General features: G+C 67.5%; 22 protein-coding genes. 9 read left to right on the plus strand and 13 right to left on the minus strand.

Annotated features, from left to right (window positions below):
- Positions 1 to 53 precede the first annotated feature (53 nt).
- Complete coding sequence (locus DIE23_RS03595) at positions 54 to 1436, minus strand: sigma-54-dependent Fis family transcriptional regulator (protein WP_124610830.1); 1383 nt, start codon at positions 1434 to 1436, stop codon at positions 54 to 56.
- Positions 1437 to 1685: 249 nt separating this feature from the next.
- On the opposite strand from DIE23_RS03595, the gene DIE23_RS03600 reads away from it, so the two are divergent.
- From DIE23_RS03600 to DIE23_RS03610, 3 genes are read left to right on the plus strand one after another with little or no spacing between them, the layout of a single operon-like run.
- Positions 1686 to 2570: an MBL fold metallo-hydrolase gene (locus DIE23_RS03600; RefSeq protein ID WP_124610831.1), complete on the plus strand. Its 885-nt coding sequence runs from the start codon at positions 1686 to 1688 to the stop codon at positions 2568 to 2570.
- Between the two features lie 29 nt (positions 2571 to 2599).
- Entirely contained in the window at positions 2600 to 4267 is a 1668-nt protein-coding gene (locus DIE23_RS03605) for a bifunctional protein tyrosine phosphatase family protein/NAD(P)/FAD-dependent oxidoreductase (protein WP_124610832.1), read from the plus strand.
- A gap of 18 nt (positions 4268 to 4285) precedes the next feature.
- Complete coding sequence (locus DIE23_RS03610) at positions 4286 to 5092, plus strand: sulfite exporter TauE/SafE family protein (RefSeq protein ID WP_124610833.1); 807 nt, start codon at positions 4286 to 4288, stop codon at positions 5090 to 5092.
- Positions 5093 to 5186: 94 nt separating this feature from the next.
- Here the strand turns inward: DIE23_RS03610 and DIE23_RS03615 are convergent, their stop codons facing one another.
- The 4 genes from DIE23_RS03615 to DIE23_RS03630 form a co-directional block, all read right to left on the minus strand.
- Entirely contained in the window at positions 5187 to 6008 is an 822-nt protein-coding gene (locus tag DIE23_RS03615; RefSeq protein WP_124610834.1) for an ABC transporter permease subunit, read from the minus strand.
- Entirely contained in the window at positions 6005 to 6934 is a 930-nt protein-coding gene (locus DIE23_RS03620; protein WP_124610835.1) for an ABC transporter permease subunit, read from the minus strand. Before DIE23_RS03620 ends, DIE23_RS03615 begins: the two co-directional genes overlap by 4 nt.
- Positions 6931 to 8091, minus strand: coding sequence for an ABC transporter ATP-binding protein (locus DIE23_RS03625; protein ID WP_124610836.1), 1161 nt, complete (start codon positions 8089 to 8091; stop codon positions 6931 to 6933). Before DIE23_RS03625 ends, DIE23_RS03620 begins: the two co-directional genes overlap by 4 nt.
- A gap of 86 nt (positions 8092 to 8177) precedes the next feature.
- Positions 8178 to 9272, minus strand: a complete 1095-nt coding sequence (locus tag DIE23_RS03630; RefSeq protein ID WP_124610837.1) for a polyamine ABC transporter substrate-binding protein — start codon at positions 9270 to 9272, stop codon at positions 8178 to 8180.
- A gap of 361 nt (positions 9273 to 9633) precedes the next feature.
- On the opposite strand from DIE23_RS03630, the gene DIE23_RS03635 reads away from it, so the two are divergent.
- Positions 9634 to 9837, plus strand: coding sequence for a DUF1289 domain-containing protein (locus DIE23_RS03635; RefSeq protein WP_059826742.1), 204 nt, complete (start codon positions 9634 to 9636; stop codon positions 9835 to 9837).
- 75 nt (positions 9838 to 9912) lie between these two features.
- On the opposite strand, the gene DIE23_RS03640 is transcribed toward DIE23_RS03635, so the two are convergent.
- The 3 genes from DIE23_RS03640 to DIE23_RS03650 all read right to left on the minus strand — a co-directional run bounded on the left by DIE23_RS03640 (position 9913) and on the right by DIE23_RS03650 (position 13375).
- Positions 9913 to 10554 (minus strand): OmpW family protein, encoded by a 642-nt coding sequence (locus tag DIE23_RS03640; RefSeq protein WP_124610838.1) that lies wholly within the window; start codon positions 10552 to 10554, stop codon positions 9913 to 9915.
- 65 nt (positions 10555 to 10619) lie between these two features.
- Complete coding sequence (locus DIE23_RS03645; RefSeq protein WP_124610839.1) at positions 10620 to 11810, minus strand: nitronate monooxygenase family protein; 1191 nt, start codon at positions 11808 to 11810, stop codon at positions 10620 to 10622.
- A gap of 128 nt (positions 11811 to 11938) precedes the next feature.
- Positions 11939 to 13375, minus strand: coding sequence for an aldehyde dehydrogenase family protein (locus DIE23_RS03650; protein ID WP_124610840.1), 1437 nt, complete (start codon positions 13373 to 13375; stop codon positions 11939 to 11941).
- Between the two features lie 255 nt (positions 13376 to 13630).
- On the opposite strand from DIE23_RS03650, the gene DIE23_RS03655 reads away from it, so the two are divergent.
- Positions 13631 to 13996, plus strand: coding sequence for a hypothetical protein (locus tag DIE23_RS03655; protein WP_124610841.1), 366 nt, complete (start codon positions 13631 to 13633; stop codon positions 13994 to 13996).
- Positions 13997 to 14212: 216 nt separating this feature from the next.
- Here DIE23_RS03655 and DIE23_RS03660 read toward each other — a convergent pair whose 3' ends face one another.
- Complete coding sequence (locus tag DIE23_RS03660; protein ID WP_124610842.1) at positions 14213 to 15805, minus strand: ABC-F family ATPase; 1593 nt, start codon at positions 15803 to 15805, stop codon at positions 14213 to 14215.
- A 134-nt stretch (positions 15806 to 15939) separates the two neighbouring features.
- Positions 15940 to 18228, minus strand: a complete 2289-nt coding sequence (locus tag DIE23_RS03665; protein ID WP_124610843.1) for an AsmA family protein — start codon at positions 18226 to 18228, stop codon at positions 15940 to 15942.
- Positions 18229 to 18380: 152 nt separating this feature from the next.
- Between DIE23_RS03665 and DIE23_RS03670 the strand changes: the two genes are divergently transcribed.
- Together DIE23_RS03670 and DIE23_RS03675 are read left to right on the plus strand one after the other, a co-directional pair.
- Complete coding sequence (locus tag DIE23_RS03670; protein WP_124610844.1) at positions 18381 to 19082, plus strand: ATP-binding cassette domain-containing protein; 702 nt, start codon at positions 18381 to 18383, stop codon at positions 19080 to 19082.
- Positions 19079 to 19882 carry an ABC transporter permease gene (locus DIE23_RS03675; protein ID WP_124610845.1) on the plus strand — a complete coding sequence of 268 codons (804 nt, stop codon included), beginning with the start codon at positions 19079 to 19081 and terminating at the stop codon, positions 19880 to 19882. The genes DIE23_RS03670 and DIE23_RS03675 overlap by 4 nt, the downstream gene beginning before the upstream one ends.
- Positions 19883 to 19924: 42 nt before the next feature.
- Here the strand turns inward: DIE23_RS03675 and DIE23_RS03680 are convergent, their stop codons facing one another.
- The 3 genes from DIE23_RS03680 to DIE23_RS03690 all read right to left on the minus strand — a co-directional run bounded on the left by DIE23_RS03680 (position 19925) and on the right by DIE23_RS03690 (position 22379).
- The gene (locus tag DIE23_RS03680) at positions 19925 to 20398 is read right to left on the minus strand and encodes a PliI family lysozyme inhibitor of I-type lysozyme (protein WP_124610846.1); all 474 of its coding nucleotides are present in this window, start codon (positions 20396 to 20398) and stop codon (positions 19925 to 19927) included.
- A gap of 252 nt (positions 20399 to 20650) precedes the next feature.
- Positions 20651 to 21202: a DUF6013 family protein gene (locus tag DIE23_RS03685; RefSeq protein WP_124610847.1), complete on the minus strand. Its 552-nt coding sequence runs from the start codon at positions 21200 to 21202 to the stop codon at positions 20651 to 20653.
- Positions 21203 to 21362: 160 nt separating this feature from the next.
- Positions 21363 to 22379 carry a zinc-binding alcohol dehydrogenase family protein gene (locus DIE23_RS03690; protein ID WP_124610848.1) on the minus strand — a complete coding sequence of 339 codons (1017 nt, stop codon included), beginning with the start codon at positions 22377 to 22379 and terminating at the stop codon, positions 21363 to 21365.
- 123 nt (positions 22380 to 22502) lie between these two features.
- Here DIE23_RS03690 and DIE23_RS03695 point away from each other — a divergent pair, with 123 nt between their 5' ends.
- Positions 22503 to 23444: a LysR family transcriptional regulator gene (locus tag DIE23_RS03695; RefSeq protein ID WP_124610849.1), complete on the plus strand. Its 942-nt coding sequence runs from the start codon at positions 22503 to 22505 to the stop codon at positions 23442 to 23444.
- A 177-nt stretch (positions 23445 to 23621) separates the two neighbouring features.
- A complete protein-coding gene (gene serB / locus DIE23_RS03700; RefSeq protein ID WP_124610850.1) occupies positions 23622 to 24467 on the plus strand; it encodes a phosphoserine phosphatase SerB in 846 nt (281 codons plus the stop codon).
- The last annotated feature ends 71 nt before the right edge of the window (positions 24468 to 24538 follow it).

The following is a 24538-nucleotide window of genomic DNA, read 5'->3' on the forward strand; positions in this document are numbered from 1 at the left end:
GGCGGTGCGTGGCGGTTTCACGCGCCGCCCGGGGCGAACGAATCGGCGGGCGCTCACCCGCCGCGCACCCCGAGCCCGAGCGCCTTCATCCGCCGGTACAGCGTGCGCTCGCTCATCCCGACGTGCTCGGCCAGTTGCTTGCGCGTGCCGTCGAACGTGCCGGCAATCCGCACGAGCTCCGCGTCCGACACGCCGCGCGCGTCCGCCGCACGCGCCTGTGGCGTCGCCGCCGATGCCACCAGCTCGGCCGGCAGATGCTCGACCCGGATCGCGCCATCGTCGGCAAACAGGCACGCGCGTTCGAGCACGTTGCGCAACTCGCGGATATTGCCCGGCCACGCATACGCGTCGAGACACGCACGCGCACGCTCGGTCAACACGAACGGTCGCGCGCTCGCGTCGCCCGCGCCCGCCCGCGCATTCGCGATCCGCCGCAGGATCGATTCGGCCAGCAGCGCGACGTCGCCGCGCCGCTCGCGCAGCGCGGGCAGCGGAATCGGAAACGCGTTGATCCGGTAATAGAGATCCTGCCGGAACCGGCCGTCGTCGATCATCTCGCGCAGCGGCTTGTGCGTGGCCGCGACGAGCCGGAAATCCGCGCGCAGCGCCTCGACGCCGCCAACGCGCCGGAACGTCCCCGACTCGATCAACCGCAGCAGCTTCACCTGCATCGGCAGCGGCACGTCACCGATCTCGTCGAGAAACAGCGTGCCGCCCTGCGCGGTCTCGACGAGGCCCGGCTTGCGCTGGTTCGCGCCGGTAAACGCGCCCTTCTCGTAGCCGAACAGCTCGCTCTCGAACAGCGTTTCGGCGATCCCCGAGCAGTCGACGACCACGAACGGCCCCATCGCGCGATCGCTCGCCTCGTGCAGCGCGCGCGCGAACAGCTCCTTGCCGGTGCCCGATTCGCCGAGCAGCAGCACCGGCAGCATCGACGGCGCGACACGCTGCAACGCGCCGAGCGCCGCATTGAACGCGTCGGCGCCGCCGACGAGCCCTTCCGCGCTCGGCTGCGCCGACGCGCTGCGCACCGTCGTCAGCCGCTCGACGTACGCGATCACGTCGCCGCGGGCATCGAAGATCGGCCGCAACTCCACGTCGACGTGCTCGGGGCCGCGCGGCGTGTGGTGAATGTGCAGCACGCGGTTCAGGCTGCGCGACTCGAGCGCCTGCTTCATCGGGCAATGCTCGCCCGCCTGGTCGCACGGCACGTCGTAGTGATGCGAAACCTGGAAGCAGTGCCGGCCCACGTGCTCGACACCCGCCACGCCGAACTGGCGTCGATACGCATCGTTCGCCGCGAGGATGCGGTAGTCGGGATCGACGACGATCATCGGCTGCGGATCCTGTTCCAGATACGCGACGAGCGCACCCACGTCGGGCATGACGTCGCGCGACGGCGCGGGAACGATCGGAATGGTGTCGTGCGGATTCATGGGGAGGCTCGGGAACGGATGGCCGGACGGACTGCCAGGCTGACTGCCAATTCTGCCACGACACTGCCAGACATGGCAGTCTGCAATGACTGCGAGCCGTCAGCCTTGCCCCCGACGCACCGCGATCGCGCCAAAAATCCGAACCGAATCAAGTACCTGCCACGTCGTCCGGCATCGCGGCGCGAATTGGCATGCTTCTTGATCATGGGATTCCCGATTGCAGATGCAGAACCCGATCGAGGACATCCCGTGAGCCATGCCCCCAAGCTGTCGGTCGAAGGCTTTTTCGACCCGGCGACCCACACCGTCAGCTACCTGTTGCTCGACACCGAGAGCCGCGCATGCGCGCTGATCGACAGCGTGCTCGACTACGACCCGAAATCCGGCCGCACGCACACCGCCAGCGCCGACCGGCTGATCGCGCGCGTCGCCGAACTCGGCGCGACCGTGCACTGGCTGCTGGAAACGCACGTGCACGCCGACCACCTGTCGGCCGCGCCGTACCTGAAAGCGCATGTCGGCGGACGGATCGCGATCGGCTCGCACGTGCTCCGCGTGCAGCACGTATTCGGCACGCTGTTCAACGCCGGCCCCGGCTTCGCGCAGGATGGCAGCCAGTTCGACCGCCTGCTCGACGACGGCGACACGCTTGCGCTCGGCGCGCTGACGATCCGCGCGCTGCACACGCCGGGCCATACGCCCGCGTGCCTGACCTATTGCGTCGACGACGCGACGCAGCGCGCGGCGTTCGTCGGCGACACGCTGTTCATGCCCGACTACGGCACCGCCCGCTGCGACTTCCCGGGCGGCGACGCACGCACGCTGTACCGCTCGATCGCGCGCGTGCTCACCCTGCCGCCCGACACGCGCCTGTACCTGTGCCACGACTACCAGCCTGGTGGCCGCGACGTGCAGTTCGTGACGACGGTGGCCGAGCAGCGCCGCGCGAACGTGCACGTGAAGGACGGCGTGACCGAGGACGATTTCGTCGCGATGCGCACCGCGCGCGACACGACCCTCGACATGCCCGTGCTGATGCTGCCGTCCGTGCAGGTCAACATGCGCGCCGGCCACCTGCCCGAGCCCGAAAACAATGGTGTGCGCTACCTGAAGATCCCACTCGACGCGATCTGAGCCGCCGCCCCGACCGGAGAACCCCCGACATGACCATCCGCACGCTGACCGACCTGCTGTCGGTCTCGCCCCAGATCGCCGCGACCGACCTGCCCGCGCTGCACGCGGCCGGCATCCGCACGATCGTCTGCAACCGCCCGGACGGCGAAGGCGCCGACCAGCCGACCGTCGCCGAGATCCGCGCCGCCGCCGCGCCGCTCGGCATCGCCGTGCATTACCTGCCGGTCGATACCGGCAAGGTCACCGACGACCAGGCCGCGCAGTTCGGCACGCTCGTCGCGTCGCTCGCCGGCCCGGTACTCGCGTATTGCCGCAGCGGCACACGTTCGGCGACGCTGTGGGCGCTGTCGCAGGCAGGCAGGCGGCCGGTCGGCGACATCGTCGCGATCGCCGCCACTGCCGGCTACGACCTCGGCGCGCTCGCGCCGCGTCTCGCGCAAGGCGGCCGTCAGGCCGCACCGGCCGTCGACGCGTGGCACGACATCGTGATCGTCGGCGCGGGCGCGGCCGGTGTCGCGGTCGCATCGAGCCTGCTTGCGCGCGACGCATCGCTCGATATCGCGGTGATCGACCCGGCCGATACGCACTACTACCAGCCGGGCTGGACGATGGTCGGCGCGGGCGTGTTCCGGCCCGACACGACCGCGCGCAGGATGGCAGACCTGCTGCCGCGCGGCGTGAAATGGATCCAGGCAGCCGTCGCCGGCTTCGAACCCGACGCACACACGGTGGTGCTCGACGGCTGCCGGCACATCGGCTACCGCAAGCTGGTCGTGTGCCCGGGGCTCAAGCTCGACTGGCACGCGATCGACGGCCTCGCGGAAACACTCGGCCGCAACGGCGTCACGTCGAACTATCGCTACGATCTCGCGCCGTACACATGGGAGCTCGTGCGCGCATTCCGTGGCGGCAACGCGCTGTTCACGCAGCCGCCGATGCCGATCAAGTGCGCGGGCGCGCCGCAAAAGGCGATGTACCTGTCGTGCGATCACTGGCGGCGCACGGGCCGCCTCGGTGCCGCGAACGTCGAGTTCCTGAATGCGGGCGGCGCGCTGTTCGGGGTCCCCGACTATGTGCCCGCGCTGATGGAGTACGTCAAAAGCTACGACATCGCACTGTCGTTCGGCCACAACCTCGTCGCGATCGACGGGCCGGCGCGACGCGCGACGTTCAGGCGCGCGCTGCCCGACGGCGGCACGGAAACCGTCGAGCGTGCATTCGACATGATCCACGTCGTGCCGCCGCAGAAGGCGCCCGATTTCGTGCGCGCGAGCCCGCTCGCCGACGCGGCCGGCTGGATCGACGTCGATCCGGCGACGCTGCGGCACAAGCAGTTCGCGGACGTCTTCGCGCTCGGCGACGTCACCAACACCACCAACGCGAAAACCGCCGCCGCGGCCCGCAAGCAGGCGCCTGTCGTCGCGCACAACGTGCTCGCGTCGCTGGGCCTCGCGCACGGCGACGCCGCGTACGACGGCTACGGGTCGTGCCCGCTCACCGTCGAGCGCGGCAAGATCGTGCTAGCCGAATTCCTGTACGGCGGCAAGGTCGCGCCGACCTTCCCTGCGTGGCTGATCGACGGCAGGCGTCCGTCGCGGCTCGCGTGGCTGCTCAAGGAGCGCGTGCTGCCGCCGCTCTACTGGAAGGCGATGCTCAAGGGCCGCGAATGGCTCGCGAAGCCCGCGATCGCACGTTGACCGGAACCCGATGACACCATGCTGATTTCTCTCGTACTCGGCGGCTTCGTCGGCGCCGTGCTCGGCCTCACCGGCGCGGGCGGCGGCATTCTCGCGGTGCCCGCGCTCGTCGTCGGGATGGGCTGGCCGATGCAGCAGGCCACGCCCGTCGCGCTCGTCGCGGTGGCGGGCAGCGCCGCGCTCGGCGCGCTCGAAGGGTTTCGCCGCGGGCTCGTCCGCTATCGCGCGGCGCTGCTGATGGCCGTGGCCGGCGTGCCGCTCACGACGCTCGGCGTGAAGCTTGCGCACGTGCTGCCGCAACGCGTGCTGCTGGCGCTGTTCGCGCTGACGATGCTCGTCGTCGCGGGCCGCCTGCTGCGGCAGGCGCTGCGCCGCGCGCCCGGCGACACGGACGAGTCGCCGCTGTGCGTCGGCCGCGTGAATCCCGATACGGGCCGGCTCGTGTGGTCCTGGCCGGTCGGGCTCGCGCTTGCGTCGACCGGCGCGGTGACGGGGCTGATGACGGGCTTGCTCGGCGTCGGCGGCGGCTTCGTGATCGTGCCGATGCTGCGCAAGTTCACGAACGTGTCGATGCACGGCGTGGTCGCCACGTCGCTGATGGTGATCGCACTCGTCGGCACCGGCGGCGTGTTCGCGACACTCGTGTCGGGCACGCGCGCGCCGCTCGACATGATGCTGTGGTTTACGGTCGCGACGGCAATCGGGATGGCAGCCGGCCGCGGCGCATCGCGGCATCTGTCTGCACGGCACGTGCAGGCCGGGTTCGCTGCCGTGCTCGTCTGCGTGGCGCTCGGGCTGCTCGCGAAGGCGGCGTTCAGCGCGTAGGCCCCCGCAGCACGCCCCCAAGCAAAACGCCCGGCCCGACTCGTCGTCGGCACCGGGCGTTTTTCCTTGCGTCGGCAACCTGTGCGTGAATCCGTCAGGCGGCGAACGCGGCCATCCGCTTGCGCTCCTGGCGCAGCATCACGAAGTTCGCGATCACGACGCCTGCCGTCACCGCGACGATGAACAGCGTCGCGAGCGCGTTCATCTCCGGGTTCAGGCCGAGGCGCACGCGCGAGAACACGACGAGCGGCAGCGTCGTCGAGCCGGGGCCCGACAGGAACGCCGACAGCACGAGGTCGTCGATCGACAGCGTAAACGCCAGGAGCCAGCCCGCGACCAGCGCCTGCGAGATCAGCGGCAGCGTGATCGTGAAGAACACTTTCAGCGGCGTCGCGCCCAGATCGAGCGCGGCTTCCTCCAGCGACGGGTTCAGTTCGCGCACGCGCGACTGCACGATGATCGCGACGTACGAGATGCACAGCATCACGTGGCCCAGCCAGATCGTGAAGATGCCGCGCTCGGCCGGCCAGCCGATCCACTTCGCGAGCTCGATGAACAGCAGCAGCAGCGAGATGCCCTGGATCACCTCGGGGATCACGAGCGGTGCGTTGATCATCCCGCTGAACAGCGCGAAGCCGCGAAAGCGCCCCATCCGCGCGAGCACGAAGCCGGCCCACGTGCCGATGAACACCGACGCGAACGCTGTCAGGACGCCGATCTTCAGCGACAGCCACGCGGCCGTCAGCAGCTCGTCGTCCTCCACGAGCGCCGAGTACCAGCGGAACGAGAAGCCCGACCACACGGTGACAAGCTTCGACTCGTTGAACGAATAGACGATCAGGCTGATGATCGGGATGTACAGGAATGCGAAGCCGGCGAACAGCGCCGCGAACTGCAGGTAACGATTCGGCTTCATCGACGGCGGCCCTCCTGCTCCTTCGCCTGGAAGTGCTGGAACATCGCCATCGGCACGAGCAGCAGCAGCACCATCGCGCAGGTCACGGCCGACGCCATCGGCCAGTCTGCGTTGTTGAAGAACTCATTCCACATCACGCGGCCGATCATCAGCGTGTTCGCGCCGCCGAGCAGTTCCGGAATCACGTACTCGCCGACCGCCGGAATGAACACCAGCAGGCAGCCCGCGATGACCCCGTTCTTCGACAGCGGCAGCGTGATCTGCACGAACGCCTTCCACGGCTTCGCGCCGAGGTCGTACGCGGCTTCGAGCAAGCGCAGGTCCATCTTCACGAGGTGCGCGTACAGCGGCATCACGAGGAACGGCAGGTACGAATACACCATCCCGATGTACACCGCATAGTTGGTGCGGTAAAGCTCGATCGGCGTATGGGTCAGGCCGATCCACATCAGGAAGTTGTTCAGGAGCCCGTTGTTCTTCAGGATCCCGATCCACGCGTATACGCGGATCAGGAACGACGTCCAGAACGGCAGCATCACGCCCATCATCAGCAGGTTGCGGGTCGCCGGGTTCGAACGCGCGATGTAGTACGCCATCGGATAGCCGATCAGCAGACACAGCAGCGTCGTGATCGCCGCGACCAGCACCGAGTTCACGTAGGTCGCGAAATACAGGCTGTCGGTGAGCAGGAACGCGTAGTGCGACAGGTTCAGCGCGACGTGCACGACGCCGTCCGCATACGACGCGAGTTCCGTATACGGGGGGATGCCGAGTTGCAGCTCCGCGAAGCTGATCTTCACGACCAGCACGAACGGCACGAGGAAGAACAGCACGAGCCACGTGTACGGCCCCGCGACGACCGCCGAGGCGCCGGTCAGGCTGAAGCGTCGCACGGGCCATGCGAGCAGGGACTTGAGCGTGCTCATGACGTCAGCACCACGCCTGCGGTCGCGCTCCAGCGCACGTAGATCTCGTCGCCGAGCGCCGGCGTGTCGAGCTCGGAGATCGCGAGGCTCGACACGTTCGCGATCACCGTCTTGCCCGCGTCGAGCTTCACGTGATACAGCGAATAGCCGCCCATGTACGCGATGTTGGTGATCTTGCCGCGCGCCCAGTTGAACGCGCCTTCGGGCGGCTTGCGCGTGAGCGCGATCCGCTCGGGGCGCACCGACACCGTGACCGGCATCCCGAGCGGGCCCGTGATCCCGTGGCTCACGTACAGCCGGCTCGGCAGGTCCTGCGATTCGATGTACACGTGGTCGGGTTCGTCCTCGACGGTGACGCCTTCGAACAGGTTGGTCGAGCCGATGAATTCGGCCGAGAAGCGGCTGTTCGGATATTCGTAGACTTCGTTCGGCGAGCCGATCTGCACGATCTGCCCTTCGCTCATCACGGCGAGCCGGTTCGCCATCGTCATCGCCTCTTCCTGGTCGTGCGTGACCATGATGCAGGTGACGCCGACCTTGTTCAGGATGTTGACGAGCTCGATCTGCGTGCGCTGGCGGATCTGCTTGTCGAGCGCCGACATCGGCTCGTCGAGCAGCAGCACCTTCGGGCGCTTGACGAGCGACCGCGCGAGCGCGACGCGCTGCTGCTGGCCGCCCGACAGCTGGTGCGGCTTGCGCTTCGCATACTTGCTCATCTGCACGAGCTCGAGCGCCGCGGCAACGCGCTCCTTCAGCTCCGCCTTCGGCGTGCCTTCCTGCTTCAGGCCGTATGCGACGTTCGACTCGACCGACATGTGCGGGAACAGCGCATACGACTGGAACATCATGTTCACGGGCCGCTTGTACGGCGGCATCTGCGCGAGGTCCTCGCCGTCGATCAGGATCTTGCCCGACGTGACCGTCTCGAGGCCCGCGAGCATCCGCAGCAGCGTCGACTTGCCGGACCCCGAGCTGCCGAGCAGCGCGAACAGCTCGCCCTGGCGCACCGTCAGGTTCACGTTGCGCACCACTTCGGTTTCGCCGAATTTCTTGACGACGTCGACGATCTGGACAAAGTTCTCGGCGCGCGTATCGGCACCGGACGAAGGAACGAAGGACGGTGCGCCCACGACCGGCGCACCCGACTGGCTATTCATGATGTGCTGCTTCTCTCCTGCGTTTGACGAACAAAGCCCCCGGGGGCACCAGGGGCTTCATGACTGCTGGCTCACTGCGGCTCGCTTCAGCGGCCCGATTTCAGCTCGGTCCACAGACGCGTCTGCAGACGCTGGATTTCAGGCGGCAGCGGCTTGAGCAGGAACAGCGTCTTCACGACATCGGCCGGCGGGTACACGGCCGGGTCGTTCGCGACGTCCGGCCGCACGTACTTGCGAGCCTCGGCGTTCGCGCTCGGGTAGTACACGGCGTTCGTGATCGCCGCGTGCACCTTCGGATCCTCGATGTAGTTGATCCACTGCAGCGCGGCGTCCTTGTTCTTCGCGTCCTTCGGGATCGTCATCACGTCGAACCACACCGGCGCGCCGCCCTTCGGAATGTAGTACTCGACCTTGTACGGCTTCTTCGCTTCGATCGCGCGATGCTTCGCGATCACGACGTCGCCCGACCAGCCGAACGCGAAGCAGATGTCGCCGCCGACGAGGTCGTTGATGTAGCCCGACGAGTTGAACTGCGTGATGTACGGGCGGATCTTCTTCAGCACGTCCATCGCGGCCTTGTAGTCGGCCGGGTTCGTGCTCATCGGATCCTTGCCGATGTAGTGCAGCGCCGCCGCGAACATCTGGTCCGGCGCGTCGAGCACCGACACGCCGCAGGTCTTCAGCTTCGAAAGGTTTTCCGGCTTGAACAGGATGTCCCAGTTGTCGAGCGGGACCTTGCCGAGCGCCTGCTGCGCCTTCGTCAGGTTGTATGCGAGACCGGTCGTGCCGTACGCCCAGGGCACCGCGTACTTGTTGCCCGGGTCGGCGCCGGCGACGAGCGCCATCAGCTGCGGATCGAGGTACTTGAGGTTCGGCAGCTTCGACTTGTCGAGCGGCGTGAAGATGCCGGCCGCGATCTGCTTGCCCGCGTAGTTGCTGGTCGGCACGACGATGTCGTAGCCCGAGCTGCCCGTCAGCAGCTTCGCCTGCAGCGTGTCGTCGCTGTCGTAGTTGTCGTAGCGAACCTTGACGCCCGTCTGCTTCTCGAAGTTCGGGATCGTGTCCTTCGCAATGTAGTCCGACCAGTTATAGACATTGAGCTGCGTATCCTTTGCCGCCGCCGCCGATGCACCCACGCACAGCGCGAGCGCTGCGAACCGGCCCACTACTTTTGCTTTCATCCCGTTCTCCCTCCGGCCGGACCGCTTGTCCGGCTGCCGTCTGCCTCATCATGGCGGCGCATTCTGGCACGCCGCCCCTCGAAAACCCCGAACGCTACCACCATTCGCGCTCCGTCACAAAAAAATCATGCCCGTGTCGCGCAAACGGAACAGATTCCCGCCGCCGGCCGCTCCAGCGGCCCGCGCAGCGGGGCGTTCCGGGGGAATTCTATCGGGTAATCGGCGTCTGTCCATCAGGAAAAGAAAGCGGTGGCGAACCGGTCCGGACGGGGGGCCGGCGCGCCGCCCGCATCGCTGCCCGGCCGCGTCATCCCGATGCATTAAAATGACGCCCCGACGATTCAACGCGCGAACCTTCCCGATGGCCTCCAATCTCCACGATCTGCCTGACAGCCCCTGCATCGGCGTGTGCTCGACCCTCTTCGACGAAGTCTGCAAGGGCTGCGGCCGAACGGCCGCCGAAGTGTCGAACTGGGTATTCCTGAGCGACGACGAGAAACGCGCGGTCTGGGAGCGCATCACGCGCGACGGCACCGCGATGCGCTTCCAGTACGACAAGCTGTAAATCCGCCGCACAAAAAAAGAGCGGCATGCCGACTGCCATGCCGCCAACCCCAACTCTGTTCTTTTCCGCAGGCGTCTAGAACTTCATCCCGACGCCCACGCCGACGATCAGCGGATCGATGTGCAGCGTGCCGATGCCCTTGTCGCCAAGCGTCGCATCGGTGCTCATCCAGATCTTCTTCACGTCGACGTTCAAGAACACCTTCTTCGTGACCTGCACGTCGACGCCGAACTGCAGCGCCGGGCCGAAGCTGCTCTTGTTGATCGATACGCCCTCGCCGCCGACGTTGAGCCCGTTGTTGTAGAAGTACGTGTAGTTCAGGCCCGCGCCGACGTACGGACGCACCTTGCCGGCATGGTTGAAGTGGTACTGCAGCAGCAGCGTCGGCGGCAGCACGCCCACGCCGCCGAGATTGCCGAGGCTCGACGTCATCTGGTGCCGCGACGTGGCGAGGATCAGCTCCACGCCCAGGTAGTCGCGGATCATGTAGGTGAAGTCGAGCTCCGGCACGATCGCGTTGTTCACGCCGGTATTGATCGCGCCGAGCGTGTCGCTCGCGCGCTCGTTCGGCTGGATGCTGATCGCGCGCAGCCGGACCAGGACGTCACCCTGGTTGATCCCGTCGCCCGGCGACGCCGCGTGCGACAGCACGGGCATCGTGACGAGGCTCGCCGCGACGGCGGCAGCGGTGACACATGTTCGAATGGTTTTGTGCATGGTGCGGACCCTTGAAGAACGTATTCCATTCTCGTCGTAGGGTCTTTTCGCCGTCTTGATATCCGTCAAGCCAGCGTAAACATCGGACGGTTTGTCGCAGGCTCCGCCGCACGCCCCGTCAGCAGCAGGTCGAGCAGATCGCGCACGCTGCGGATCGCGTTGCCGAACGGCAGCGCCTCGCGGCCGCGGAAGAACAGGCCGTTCGCGACGTCGCCGCGCAATGCGGCCGCGAGCCGCGTGTCGATGCAGAAATGGCCGAACTTTTCGATACCGTCGCGCAGCCCGCAGACGCTCAGGCATTCAAGTGCGGTCGGGCAGCGCTGCTTGAACGCGCCGAGCTTGTCGCGAATGCGCGTTTCGTTGCGCAGGTAGCGATCGAGCCAGGGTGTCTTCACCGCGCGCGCCGGCAGTCCCGTCACGCTGACGAATTCGACGATGTCGTCCGGCAGCGCATCGGCCAGCACGCGCTTGAAATTCGGATGCGCGTCGCCCTCTTCCGTCACCGCGAACGGCGTTCCCACCTGCACGCCGTTCGCGCCGGCCGCGAGCGCCGCATGCACCGTGTCATGACTGTTGATGCCGCCCGCGACGATCAGCGGGATCGCATCGCGCGCCAGGCCGAGCGACGCCATCACCTGCGCGGTTTCGTCGAGCACGCGCGCGAAATCGAAGCGCGCATCGTGCATGTCGTCGATCTGCGTGACGCCGAGGTGGCCGCCCGCATGCGCGGGATGCTCGATCACGATCGCATCGGGCAGCCGCCCCTTCTTCATCCACTTCTTCAGCACCAGCGCGATCCCGCGGCTGTCCGACAGGATCGGGATCAGCGCGATGTCGTGGCCGTGCGTGAGATCGGGCAGATCGAGCGGCAGGCCGGCGCCCATCACGATCGCGTCCGCGCCTTCGTCGCACGCGACGCGCACGTAGTCCGCATGCGCGCTCACCGCCTTCATCACGTTGACCGCGATCATCCCGCGTCCTTCGCTGTAGGTCTTCGCGAGGCGAATCTCGCGCGCGAGCGCCTCGAGGTTCGCTGCCTCGAGCGTCGCACGATCGGGATTCGCGCGACAGCGCGCGAGCAGGTCCGCGTGATGGTGACGCAGGTCGATGCTGGCGATCGTGCCGAGCGCGCCTTCGCGGGCGACGCTGCCCGCGAGGCGGTGCGCGGAGATGCCGACGCCCATGCCGCCCTGCACCACGGGCAGCAAGGTGCGGCCGCGAATCGTGAGCGGCGGGAAGGAAGTGCGTGCGGTCATCTGAACCTCGTCGAAACATCGGAAATCGGAAACGCGATGATCGACGATCCACCGGCGCGCACCTTGACGGCCGTCAATAAAAAAACGGCACGCGAGCGTGCCGTTTCGGGTCATGCGGGGTAAAACGCTCAGGCCGGATTCGCCGGCTTGAGCTGCATCGACTTGTACTCGAGATACTCTTCGAGCCCGTACACGCCGTTCTCGCGGCCGTGCCCCGACTGCTTGTAGCCGCCGAACGGCGCGGCGCTGTTCCACGTGCCGCCGTTGATGTCGACCTGCCCCGTGCGGATGCGGCGCGCGACGCGCATCGCGCGTTCGTCGCTACCCGCCCACACCGCGCCGCCGAGCCCGTACGGCGAATCGTTCGCGATGCGCACGGCTTCGTCCTCGTCGCGATACGTGATGATCGACAGCACCGGCCCGAAGATTTCTTCCTGCGCGATCGTCGATTTCGGATCGACGCGGCCAAACACCGTCGGCTTCACGAAGAAGCCCTTCGCGAGCCCTTCCGGCAGGCCCGTGCCGCCCGTCACGAGTTCCGCGCCGTCGTCGATCCCGCGCTGGATGTAAGCCTGCACGCGCTGCTGCTGCACGGCCGATGCGAGTGCGCCGAGGCGCGTCGTTTCCTGACGCGGGTCGCCCGCGACATACGCTTCGGCTGCCGCTTTCGCGATCGCGCGCGCCTCGTCGTAACGCGCCTCCGGCACCAGCAGCCGCGTGTGCGCCGAACAGGTCTGGCCCGCGTTCAGGTAGCACGCGTTGACCGTGCCCTTCACCGCCGTCGCGAAATCGGCATCGTCTAGGATCACCGACGCCGACTTGCCGCCCAGTTCGAGCGCGACGCGCTTCACGCCCGCGGCCGCGAGTTCGGCCACGCGCTTGCCGGCGCGCGTCGAACCCGTGAACGACACCATGTCGACGTCCGGATCGGTCGCCAGCACCTCGCCGACGACCGGGCCATAACCGCACACGAGGTTGAACACCCCCGGCGGCAGGCCCGCTTCGTGAATCGCCTCCGCGAGCATGAACGCGTTGAGCGGCGCGACTTCGGACGGTTTCAGGACGACCGTGCAGCCTGCCGCGAGCGCCGGCGCGACCTTCAGCGTGACCTGGTTGAGCGGGTAGTTCCACGGCGTGATCGCCGCGACGACGCCGACCGGCTCGCGCACCACCAGCGAGTTGCCGACCGTCGCCTCGAATTCGAACGATTCGGCGAGCTTCGCGTATGCCTTCCAGTTGTAGATCGGGCCGCCGACCTGGATCGCGCGCGACAGCTTGATCGGCATCCCGACTTCGCCGGTGATCGATTGCGCGAGTTCCTCGCTGCGCGCCTGCAGGCGCTCGACGATCTTGCGCAGGTAGGCCGCGCGCGTCGCGGCCGGCGTCGCGGCCCACGCGTCGAACGCCGCGCGCGCCGCGCGGATCGCGTCCTGCGCGTCCGACGCCACGCCCTCGGGAATCCGGCCGATCACGGCCTCCGTGCCCGAGTCGATCACGTCGATCGTGCCCGTTCCGGCCGGTTTGCGCCATGCGCCGTCGATGTAGAACTGGTCGTAGATTTTCATCGCTTCCTGTCTCCCGGAAAACGGCCATTCTAACGAGTGTGGCGCAGCTCCGCGATGACGCCGGACGAGACCGCGCGCGCCGCCGAACGGTCCGCACGGACGCCGGCGAACGGGCGCCGGACGCCTGCTGCACGCGGCTGCGGCATCCGCGCCACGCCGTCGCACCACGTGGCCCGCATCGTGCTATGTTTTTACTATGGGCGCCGGCCGCTGCAGGCCGCGCCACCCGGAATCGATGCCTTCGTGAGCGCTGCCATGACCGACGCATCCCATATCCTCGGCTCGCAAGATCGCCTGGAGCTGCTGTGCTGGCTCACCTGCGGCAATCTCGGCGCGTTTTACCTGAACGAATCCTGGCCGGACGCATCGTTCCAGGTGCAGGCCGCGCACCGCTGGCTCGACCGCCATCACCGGCAGTCCGACTGGCTCGCGATCGCTAAGCTGGCCGCGCTGGCGCAGGACATCGCGAAGCGGCACGCCGACTTCGTCGATGCGTCGTGGGCGCGCGACGCGGTCGAGGAAATCGTCGATACCGACGATCTCGACTACCGGGCGAAACTCGTGCAATGGGTGTACGAAGACTGCTGCAAGGCGCTCGCCGACAAGCGGCTCGCGGATTGACGCGCCGGGCGGCGCGCGAGGTGGCGGTACTCATGTAGCGTTCGCGGCGGCTGCCGGCCGAGAACGGCGCCGCCGCGTCGAATCGTCATCGCGGATGCGACGCCCGACCTGACATTTCCCCTTCAATGGCGCATCCGCCCCGATACGAAAAAGCCCGCCAGGCTTCCACCTGGCGGGCTTCCGGTACATCAAGGTCGGGCTTGACCGCCCGGGCACTTACTCCTGCCCCTGGCTCGTCAGGAACTCCTCGTAATTGCCGCCGAAGTCGAACAGCGTGCCGTCCGTGCGCACTTCGATGATCCGGTTCGCCAGCCCGCTCACGAATTCGCGGTCGTGCGACACGAAGATCAGCGTGCCTTCGAACTGCTCGAGCGCGATCTGCAGCGACTCGATCGACTCCATGTCCATGTGGTTGGTCGGCTCGTCCATCAGCAGCACGTTGTGGCGGCCGAGCATCAGCTTGCCCCAGATCATGCGGCCCTTCTCGCCGCCCGACAGCACCTTCACCGACTTCTTGATGTCGTCCGACGAGAACAGGAGGCGGCCCAGCGTGCCGCGTACCATCGTTTCGTCATCGCCGTCCTTGCGGTACTGGTCGATCCAGTCCATCAGCGTGATGTCGTTCGGGAACTCCTCGTACGTGTCCTGCGGCATATAGCCGACATTCGCGTTCTCGGACCACTTCACCGTGCCGTGCTCGAGTTCCAGCGCGCCGAGCAGCGAACGCAGCAGCGTCGTCTTGCCCGCGCCGTTCTCGCCGATGATCGCGATGCGCTCGCCCGGCTGCACCGACAGGTTGAAATTCTGGAAGATCGTGCGCTCGTACTTCTTCGTGATGTCTTCGGCGACCACCGCGACGTTGTGCAGCTTCTTCTCGAACTCGAAGCGGATGAACGGGTTCTGGCGCGACGACGGCTTGAATTCCTCGATCTTGATCTTGTCGATCTGCTTCGCGCGGCTCGTTGCCTGGCGGGCCTTCGACTTGTTCGCCGAGAAGCGGCGCACGAAGTCCTGCAGTTCGGCCACGCGCTCCTTCGCGCGCGCGTTCGCCGCGGCCTGGCGCTCGCGCGCCTGTGCCGATGCGAGCATGTAGTCGTCGTAGTTGCCCGGCCAGACCTTCAGCGTGCCGAAGTCCATGTCGGCCATGTGCGTGCACACCGAGTTCAGGAAGTGACGATCGTGCGAGATGATGATCATCGTCGAGTTGTACTCGTTGAGCGTGTGCTCGAGCCAACGGATCGAGTTGATGTCGAGGTTGTTGGTCGGTTCGTCGAGCAGCAGCACGTCCGGCTTCGAGAACAGCGCCTGCGCGAGCAGCACGCGCAGCTTCCAGCCCGGGGCGACGTCGGCCATCGTGCCGTTGTGGAACTTCTCCTCGATGCCGATGCCGAGCAGCAGCGCGCCAGCGCGCGCCTCGGCGTCGTAGCCGCCGTATTCGGCGAACTTGCCTTCGAGCTCGGCCGCGTGCATGTAGTCGTCGTCGGTGGCTTCCGGGTTCGCGTAGATCGCGTCGCGCTCGGTCATCGCGGCCCACATTTCGGTGTGACCCATCATCACGACGTCGAGCACGCGCACGTCTTCATACGCGAACTGGTCCTGGCGCAGCTTGCCCAGGCGCACGTTCGGCTCCAGCGCGACGTTCCCGGCGCTCGGCTCGAGGTCGCTGCCGAGAATCTTCATGAACGTCGACTTGCCGCAGCCGTTCGCGCCGATCAGACCATAGCGGTTGCCCTCGCCGAATTTGACCGAGATATTCTCGAACAAGGGCTTCGGCCCGAATTGCATCGTGATGTTGGCAGTAGAAAGCACGGCAGGTCCCGTAAGAGAGAAATCGACGGAAAACCGTGTATTTTAGCAGGTGTCGGAGAAACTGCCGACCGCACTGTTCCGGCCCCGCCAGCCGGGCCGCTGCGCGTGGCGCCGGCGCCCGCCTTCGGGCACGGTCACTTGCCGGCCTTCGCCGCTGCCCTCTGTGCCACCTTCTCCTTCATCTGCCCGAACAGCTCCGAGCACGGCACGTCGCGGTTGTTGCTCGGCGCGATCAGCGGAATCAGCGCCGCGAACGGGTTGATCAGGCCCAGCCCGACCATCGCGCCGGCGCGCAGCGCGAGCGCACCCGCATCCACGCCGACCTTCGGATTCTTGAACGTGCCCTTCGCGTACAGCGGCGAGCGCAGCGAGAAGATCCGGAAACCCTTCGTGTGCGGATGGATCTTCAGGTCAAGCGATTCGTCGCGCAGGCTGATCGGGCCGTCGACGTTGATCAGCGCGTCGTCCGTATCGAGCGCGAACACCTTCGGGTCGAGCATGCCGTCGGTCGCGACGAAATCGATCGCCGCGCAATTGATGTTCACGTCTCGATTGCCGAACAGCTTCTCGTAGACGACGTTCGCGACGTTCAGCCCCGCCGCCTCCATCAGCAGGCGGCTGATGCGGCCGTCCGTGACGAGCGCCTTCACTTCGCCGGTCGATGTCGCCGCGAGCGCGGCCGGCGAGTTGCCGGTCGCCGACAGCGACGCGTCGCCGTTGATCTCGCCGAGCGCCGACTGCATCACCTTCTGCGTGGGGAACAACTGCTTGAGCTTCAGGTGACGCGCGGCCAGCGTGAAGCGGCCCTTGAGCGGCGTGCGGCTGCCGTCCAGATGCGCGGTCGTCGCGAGCGTGCCACCCGCGACGCCGAACTGCAGCGGTTCGAGCGACAGGACGCCGTCCTGCATCACGATGTGCGTGTACAGGTTGGAAATCGGCAGTTGCGGGCTCTTGATCAGCTTGCGGCCGGTGAACTTCACGTCCGCGTCGATCGCGCTCCAGCGCTCGGTACGGAACGTCTCGACCGGCAGCACGCGGTCCGGCGGCTGGCGTGTCGTGTCGCCACGCTTGGCCTTGCTCGCGGCCGTGTCCGCGCCGATCACCGGCGCGAGATCGGAGAATTGCAGCAGGTTCGACACGAGCTCGCCCGACAGCTTCGGCCGCGGCTCGCGCTGCGCCCACGTGAGCGTGCCGCCGAGATCGCTGCCGCCGACGCGGCCGTTGAAGTTCTCGTAGCGGAACGTGCTCGCGTGCGGCTTGAAGTTGCCGATCAGGCGCCCCTCGGTCGCATACGGCGGCGTGTCGGGCAGCGTGATGCCGGTAATCTGGTAAAGGTGCGACATCGACGTGCCCTGCAGCCACAGCCGCAGGTCGAGCGCCGCGAGATGCATCGGGTCGGTCAGCGTGCCGACGATCGCGAGCCGCGTGTCGCCGGCCTTCACGTCGGCCTGCAGCGGGAACGGTTGTGTCGTCTTCTCGACCGCCAGCACGCCGCCCACCTTGCCGGTGCCGCTGATCGGCACGTTCTTGTAGCGGCCGTCGACCTTGAGCCCGAACGCATAGGTCGGGCCGGACGGCTTCGCGGGCGCGGCGACACCGGATGCACCGCTCGCGCCGGATGCCGGTGCGGCCGTCGATGCAGAGGAAACCGAAGTAGCCGGAGCGACGGTGGACGCACCCGACGCCGCGACGGCAGACGCCCCGCTCGCCTCCTGCACCGCCGACGCACCCGATGCGGCCTCGGCACTCGCCTTCGCGCTCAGTTGCGCGGCGCCGCGCTTGCCGACGCGCTGCGCCGATGCCGCACGCGACGTCTGTTCCTGTTCCTTCAGCACGTCGCCGAGCGGAATCGGCTGGCCCAGCGTATCGATCGCGACCGTGAGATCGGCCTTCGTGATCGCATCGCGATACGTGACGATGCCCTTCGCGAACCCGAAGCTGTCGAGCCGCACCTTCCACGGCGACGGCTGCGCCGATTGCTTGAACTGGAAGGTCCACGTATTGCGGCCGTCCGCGAGCCGCTCGAGGTCGACCGCGGGATTGACGACATCGATCGACGGAATGACGATCTCGTGCGCGAGGAGCGGCAGGACCGCGAGATCGAAATGCGCGGCATCGAGCGTGACGAACTTGGGCCCCTTCGCCCAGTCGGGATTGCCGATCTCGAGTTGCGTGGCCGAGAAGTTCGGCCAGGGCACCCATGCGCGCCAGCCCGTCTCGCCGTCGGGACGGCGCCAGCCGACCTTGAGATCGCCGTTGATCGCGAACGGGCGGCCGAGCGCGCCGCTCACCTGTTCGTTGACCCACGGCTTCGCGCGGTTCCAGTCGAACGTGAAGATAAAGATGCCGGCGGCCGCGACGATCAGTGCGACGATGCCGACGATCCATGCAGCCGATTTGCCGATGGCTCGGGCTAGCGTCATGGCGGTTCCGTTGTTGTTATGCAGAGTTTGCACGCCATGTCGGGCCACTTGCGTGAGTGAACGAAGCACGACACCGGCGGCTTTTCAATCGGTATTATGACGCACGCGGCAGCCACGCTTTGGCGCCATTAACGCTTTTTTTCATTTGTGACATGACAGCCCCAAACGGTCTCATCGAAGCGCAGCACATCACGCGCCGCGACGCCAGCAGCGGAAAGACATTGTTGGTGCCGACCGACTTCAGCCTCGCCGCGGGATCGCGAATTGCTGTCACGGGACCGTCGGGCTCCGGAAAGAGCGTGCTGCTGCGCGCGCTCGCGTTGCTCGATCCGCTCGACGGCGGTCACATCCTGTGGCGCGGCAAACAGATCAGGCGCGGCGCGATTCCGCGCTACCGGCGCAGCGTCGCCTACGTGCGCCAGCGGCCCGCGCAGATGGACGGCACCGTCGAAGCGCAATTGCGCTACCCGTACTCGCTCGCGATCTATCGCGACGCGACGTTCGACCGTGCACGCGCCGAAGCACTCGCGGCGCGCGCCGGTCGCGGCGCCGATTTTCTCGACAAGCGTGCGAGCGAACTGTCGGGCGGCGAAGCGCAGATCGCCGCGCTGCTGCGCGTGCTGCAACTCGACCCCGACGTGCTGCTGCTCGACGAGCCGACGTCCGCGCTCGACCCCGACTCGACGCGCGCGATCGAAGCGCTCGTCGGCGCATGGTTCGGCGCGGCGCCCGATGCGCGCGCATACATGTGGATCTCGCACGATCCGGCGCAGGCCACGCGGATCGGCACGATGCGGCTCGTGATGCAGGCCGGCGTGCTGCACGCCGCAAGCACGATGGAGGCCGCACGATGAGCCCGGCACTGCAGGACCTGAGTCTCGTCGACGTCGGCATCGCCGCCGCGCTCGTCGCGGTCAACGGCGCGATCTCCGCTTCGCTGTCGCTCGGCCTCGGGCGCAAGCTCGCACTCGCCGCCGTGCGCACCGTCGTGCAGTTGCTCGCGATCGGCTACGTGCTCGGCTGGGTGTTCGGTCATCCGCACTGGACCGTCGTGCTGCCGCTCACCGCGTTGATGACGCTGATCGCAGGCTTTGCGGGCGCCGGTCGCGGCAAGCACACGTATCGCGGGCAACGCATCGACAGTATCGCGTCGATCTGGTTCAGCAGCTGGTTCGTCGCGGCGGTCGGGCTGTTCGTCGTGATCCGCATTCATCCGTGGTACGCGCCGCAATATGCGATCCCGATCCTCGGGATGATCCTCGGCAATACGCTCACGGGCGTGTCGCTCGGCGTCGAACGGATGATGGAGGAGCTGACCGCACGGCGCGACCGCGTCGAGACCGCGCTCGCACTCGGCGCGACACGCTGGGAAGCCGCGCAGGACGCCGCGCGGCAGGCCGTGCGCGCGGGCATGCTGCCGACGCTCAATCAGATGGCCGTCGTCGGCGTCGTGAGCCTGCCCGGGATGATGACGGGCCAGGTGCTGGCCGGCCAGTCGCCACTGCAGGCCGTGCGCTACCAGATCGTGATCATGTTCCTGATCGCCGCGGCATCCGCGCTCGGCACCGTCGGCGCGGTGCTGATGACGTATCGCCGGTTGTTCTCCGCCGATCACCGCTTTCTTGCATCGCGGCTCGAGGAACGCGCGCATTGACGCGCGGCGTCGCGACGCGGACGGCAGCCGCGTCGCGTGCGGTCAGCGGACGGTGCGGCGTTTGCCGAGGGCCTGGCGCAACGCGGCCGTGACATCGGCGTCGGGTGCCAGCCCGTCGACCGACGCGACGAGCCGCACCGCGCGCGGTGTCGTCACATAGGCCTGCGCACCGACATAACCGCCGCTGCCGGCCGAGCGCGTCGTGACGACGAGCGCCTGGGGCTCACGCGCGCCGAGATCGGCCGTGAATGCGTCGACGACGGTACCGTCACGCGCATGCAGCACGCCGGTCACGTAGTCGTCCGTATCGAAGCCGGGCGCGGCATGCGCGGTCGAATACACACGCACCGCGTAGCTGCCGGTCGAACACGGTTCGAGCGCGCCGCTCGACACGACGACGGTCTGCCGTCGCGACGACAGCTCGACTTTTTTCACGAAGCTGCAATCGTCGGCCGCCTGCGCATGGGCGGCGACGAATGCAGCGGCCGACAGCAGCACGCGCAGGCGAAGTTTCATCGGGATGTCGTTCAGGGAAGATGGCGGATGCCGGGAGGATAGCGTGACATCCGCATGACGTCACGCAAGCCGCCGGGCGAATGGCCGCCGCGTCGGCGCGCGCCGGACGTGACGCGGTCAAACATCAAACAACGGAAAAGCCTGAAGCCGCGCGCCACGAAACCGTCACGCGCGGCCCTGCCCGGATCGGCCGGATACGCACCGGCGTTGGTTGCGCGCGCACCGGACGCCTCGCCGACCCGCGCGCGCCGCTCAGTGCTTGATCGACACCGTCACCTTGGTGCCGTCGCTCATCGTGACGGACTTCGACCCGCCATTGGTCGACATCGACACCCACTTGACCTGGCTCACCGACACGACGTCCGGGCACTGCAGCGACTTGCCGCCCGCGCTCACGTTGCGCATGCCTTTCGGCGCGGCCGCCTGGAAGCTCATCTGCACGTTCGCGTTCCCCTTCGCGTCGACCGACGGCGCGAGCCGCACCTGGGTCTGGCGCACCATCGCGCCGTTCGCGTCGCGCGGCAGGTTGTCGGCGTTCGGGCAACCGTCCGGCATCGCGACCGCGCCGCCCGGCGGCACCGACTTCCAGTTGAAGTCGTCCGTTTCGCCCGAGCGGATCTTGCGGGTCTCCTGCGTATTGCCGAAGGTCTTCGAGTCGACCTTGACGGTGTATTCGAGCTGCCCTGTCCCGCCTCCCTTCAGGCTGCCCTTGACCGGCGGCGCCGCGAATACGCTCGCGCTGACGCACGCCGCCGCGAACACGGCAGACCACGATGCGGCGACTGACAAGCTGCGTTGGCTCATGCTGACCTCCTTGTAATGCGGCGGCACGCGCGTGCCGCGCGGTTTTCGATGCATGATGCGTTGCCAGTCTACCGCCAAGCGCCATGCAATGCGCCGCAAACGCATCGGGTGTTACCCCGCTTGCGTTCGTGGCGCGGCATCCCGTACGCGCGACGCCGGCTCAGAAGCCGTTCAGCACCAGCTTGCCGATCGCGCGCCCGGCCTCGAGCAACGCGTGCGCGCGCCGCACGTTCGCCGCGTTGATCGTGCCGAGCTGTTCGCCGAGCGTCGTGCGCAGCGTGCCGCTGTCGACGAGCCGGGCCACCTCGCTCAGGATCTTGTGCTGCTCGATCATGTCCGGTGTCTCGAACATCGCGCGCGTGAACATGAATTCCCAGTGAAACGCGGCGCTCTTCGCCTTCAGCAGCTCGACCGGAACCGGCTTCCCGTTCTCGACGATCGTGCAGATGCCGCCCTGCGGCCGGACGACTTCCGCCGCGGCGGGGAAATGACGGTCCGTGTCGTTGAAGATCAGCACGTAGTCGACGTTCGGATGGCCGCTGTCGCGCAACTGCGCGGGCAGGTCGCCGAAATGATCGACCACGTCGTCCGCACCGAGCGAGCGCACCCATTCGGCCGACGCCGGCCGCGACGCGGTCGCGATCACGTGCAGCCTGGCGAGCGTCTTCGCGAGCTGGATCGCGATCGAACCCACTCCGCCCGCGCCGCCGATGATCAGCACCGACTTGCCCGCGTCCGCGCCCTGCGGCGATACGCGCAGCCGGTCGAACAGCGCCTCCCACGCGGTCAGCGCGGTGAGCGGCAACGCCGCCGACGCCGCGAAATCGAGCGAGCGCGGCTTGCGCGCGGCAATCCGCTCGTCGACCGCGTGGAATTCGCTGTTCGCGCCGGGGCGCGTGATGCTGCCCGCGTAGAACACCTCGTCGCCGGGCCGGAACAGCGTGACCTCGGCACCGACCGCGACGACCGTGCCGGCCGCATCCCAGCCGAGCACGCGCGGCGTCTCCTCGACCTGCGGCTTCGGCGCGCGCACCTTGGTGTCGACCGGATTCACGGAAATCGCCTCGACCCTCACGAGCAGGTCGCGCGGGCCCGGCACCGGTTGCGGCAGTTCCACGTCGAGCAGCGCCTGCGGGTCGTCGATCGGCAGGTAACGGGTCAATCCAACGGCTTTCATCACGAAGCTCCTTCAGGGAAATCGGGCGGGCCGCGGCGCAGCCCCATGCATGCCATCGTAGGCGGCCCGATCCTTCGAGAAAACCGCTATATTTCCTGAAACATTTTCAGGAATTTCAGAACAATGACGTCCGATCCGATTCCGGCTCCCGACAAGCCGCTCGACCTGCTCGACGTCGGCCTGTTCGTGCGTGCCGCGCTGCTCGCGAACGTGAGCGCGGCCGGGCGCGAGTTCGGCGTGTCGGCCGCGGTCGCGAGCGCGCGCATCGCGCAGCTGGAGCGCCAGCTCGGCGCGCGGTTGCTGCATCGCACCACACGCCGCATCAGCCTCACGCAGGACGGCGAAGTCTTCATGGCCCGCGCCGAGGCACTGCTGTCGGCCGCCGACGCCGCGCGCGCATCGGTCGGCCACGGCCGCAGCGAGCCGTACGGGCGGCTGAAGGTGTCGATGTCGTCGTCGTTCGGCCGCCAGCACGTCGCACCCGTGATTCCGGCGTTCCTGCGCCGCTATCCGTCCGTGTCGCTCGACCTTCGGCTATCCGACGAGATCGTCGACCTCGTCGACGAAGGCTACGACGTCGCGATCCGCCTCGGCGCGCTGAAGGATTCGACGCTGGTCGCGCGCAAGCTCGCCGCGAACCGGCGCGTGCTGTGCTGCTCGCCCGCGTATCTCGCGGAACACGGCACGCCGCGCCATCCGGCCGACCTCGCGCAGCACGAATGCGTGATCCTCGGCGACCAGCGCGACTGGTCGTTCGTCACGCCGCAGGGCCCGCTCACCGTGCGGGTCGGCGGCCGGCTCGTCGCGAGCAACGGCGAGGCGATCCGCGAAGCGCTCGTCGACGGCTTCGGCATCGCGATCAAGTCGACCTGGGACGTCGGCCCGCTGCTCGCGAGCGGCGCGCTCGTCACCGTGCTCGACGACTACCCGTTCGCGAACGACGTCGCGATCTGGGCCGTCTACCCGAGCCGCGCGCACGTACCGCTGAAGACGCTCGCGTTCATCGCGTTCCTGGCTGAACACTTCGGCGATCCGCCTTACTGGGATCGCGAGGACGAACGATGAACACCATCCCGTGAGCGGCGCTGGCCGGGCGTCCGCGGCGATCCGGTCGCGACCGGATACCAACCGGCTACAATGACGCGTTCGCGACGCAGTGGCCCGACGCCGGACGGGGCCCACGTTCGCAGGCGGCCGCACGCCGGCCGCGCACGCGTTTCACTAGTTTCCAATCATTCCGCCATGACCCACAACCTCGTCATCCAGAGTCTCGCGCCGCTGTCGGACGCGCATCACAAACCGCTGCTCGCGCTGTCGCGCGGCAACCGCATCGTGCAGACCGACGATCACGCGCTGCGCATCGAAAACGCGAACCCCGCGCAGCGTCTCGACATCGACGCGTATTGCGGCACCCATGCGCTCGACTTCGGCTTCGTCGAAGCCGGCCGTATGCTCGGCGAGTTTGGGCTCGTCGTGATGGACATGGATTCGACGCTGATCACCATCGAATGCATCGACGAGATCGCCGATTTCTGCGGGCTGAAGACGCAGGTCGCGGAGATCACCGAAGCGTCGATGCGCGGCGAGATCCGCGACTTCAACGAAAGCCTCACGCGCCGCGTCGCGCTGCTCGCGGGGCTCGACGCGCAGGCGCTCGAGCGCGTGTACGAGGAACGGCTGCAGCTGTCGCCGGGCGCGGAGACGATGCTCGCCGGCGTGAAGGCAGCGGGCCTGAAGACGCTGCTCGTGTCGGGCGGCTTCACGTTCTTCACCGAGCGCCTGAAGGCGCGCCTCGGCCTCGACTACGCGCACGCGAACACGCTCGAGATCGTCGACGGCAAGCTGACCGGCAAGGTGCTCGGCGAAATCGTCAACGCGGACGTGAAGGCGCGCATGCTGCGCGAAACCTGCGCATCGCTCGGCCTCGAGCCGAGCCGCGCGATCGCGATGGGCGACGGGTCGAACGACTTGAAGATGATGGCCGAGGCCGGGCTGTCGGTCGCGTTCCACGCGAAGCCCGTCGTGCGCGATGCGGCCACCGTCGCATTCGACCACGTCGGCCTCGACGGGCTGCTGCGGCTGTTCTGAGCCGCACGGGCCGCCAATGAAAAACGCCGGCGCGATGTTGCATCGCGCCGGCGTTTTTTCGTTGTTCCGCT

This window comes from Burkholderia sp. Bp9143 (assembly GCF_003853645.1).
Classification (GTDB): domain Bacteria; phylum Pseudomonadota; class Gammaproteobacteria; order Burkholderiales; family Burkholderiaceae; genus Burkholderia.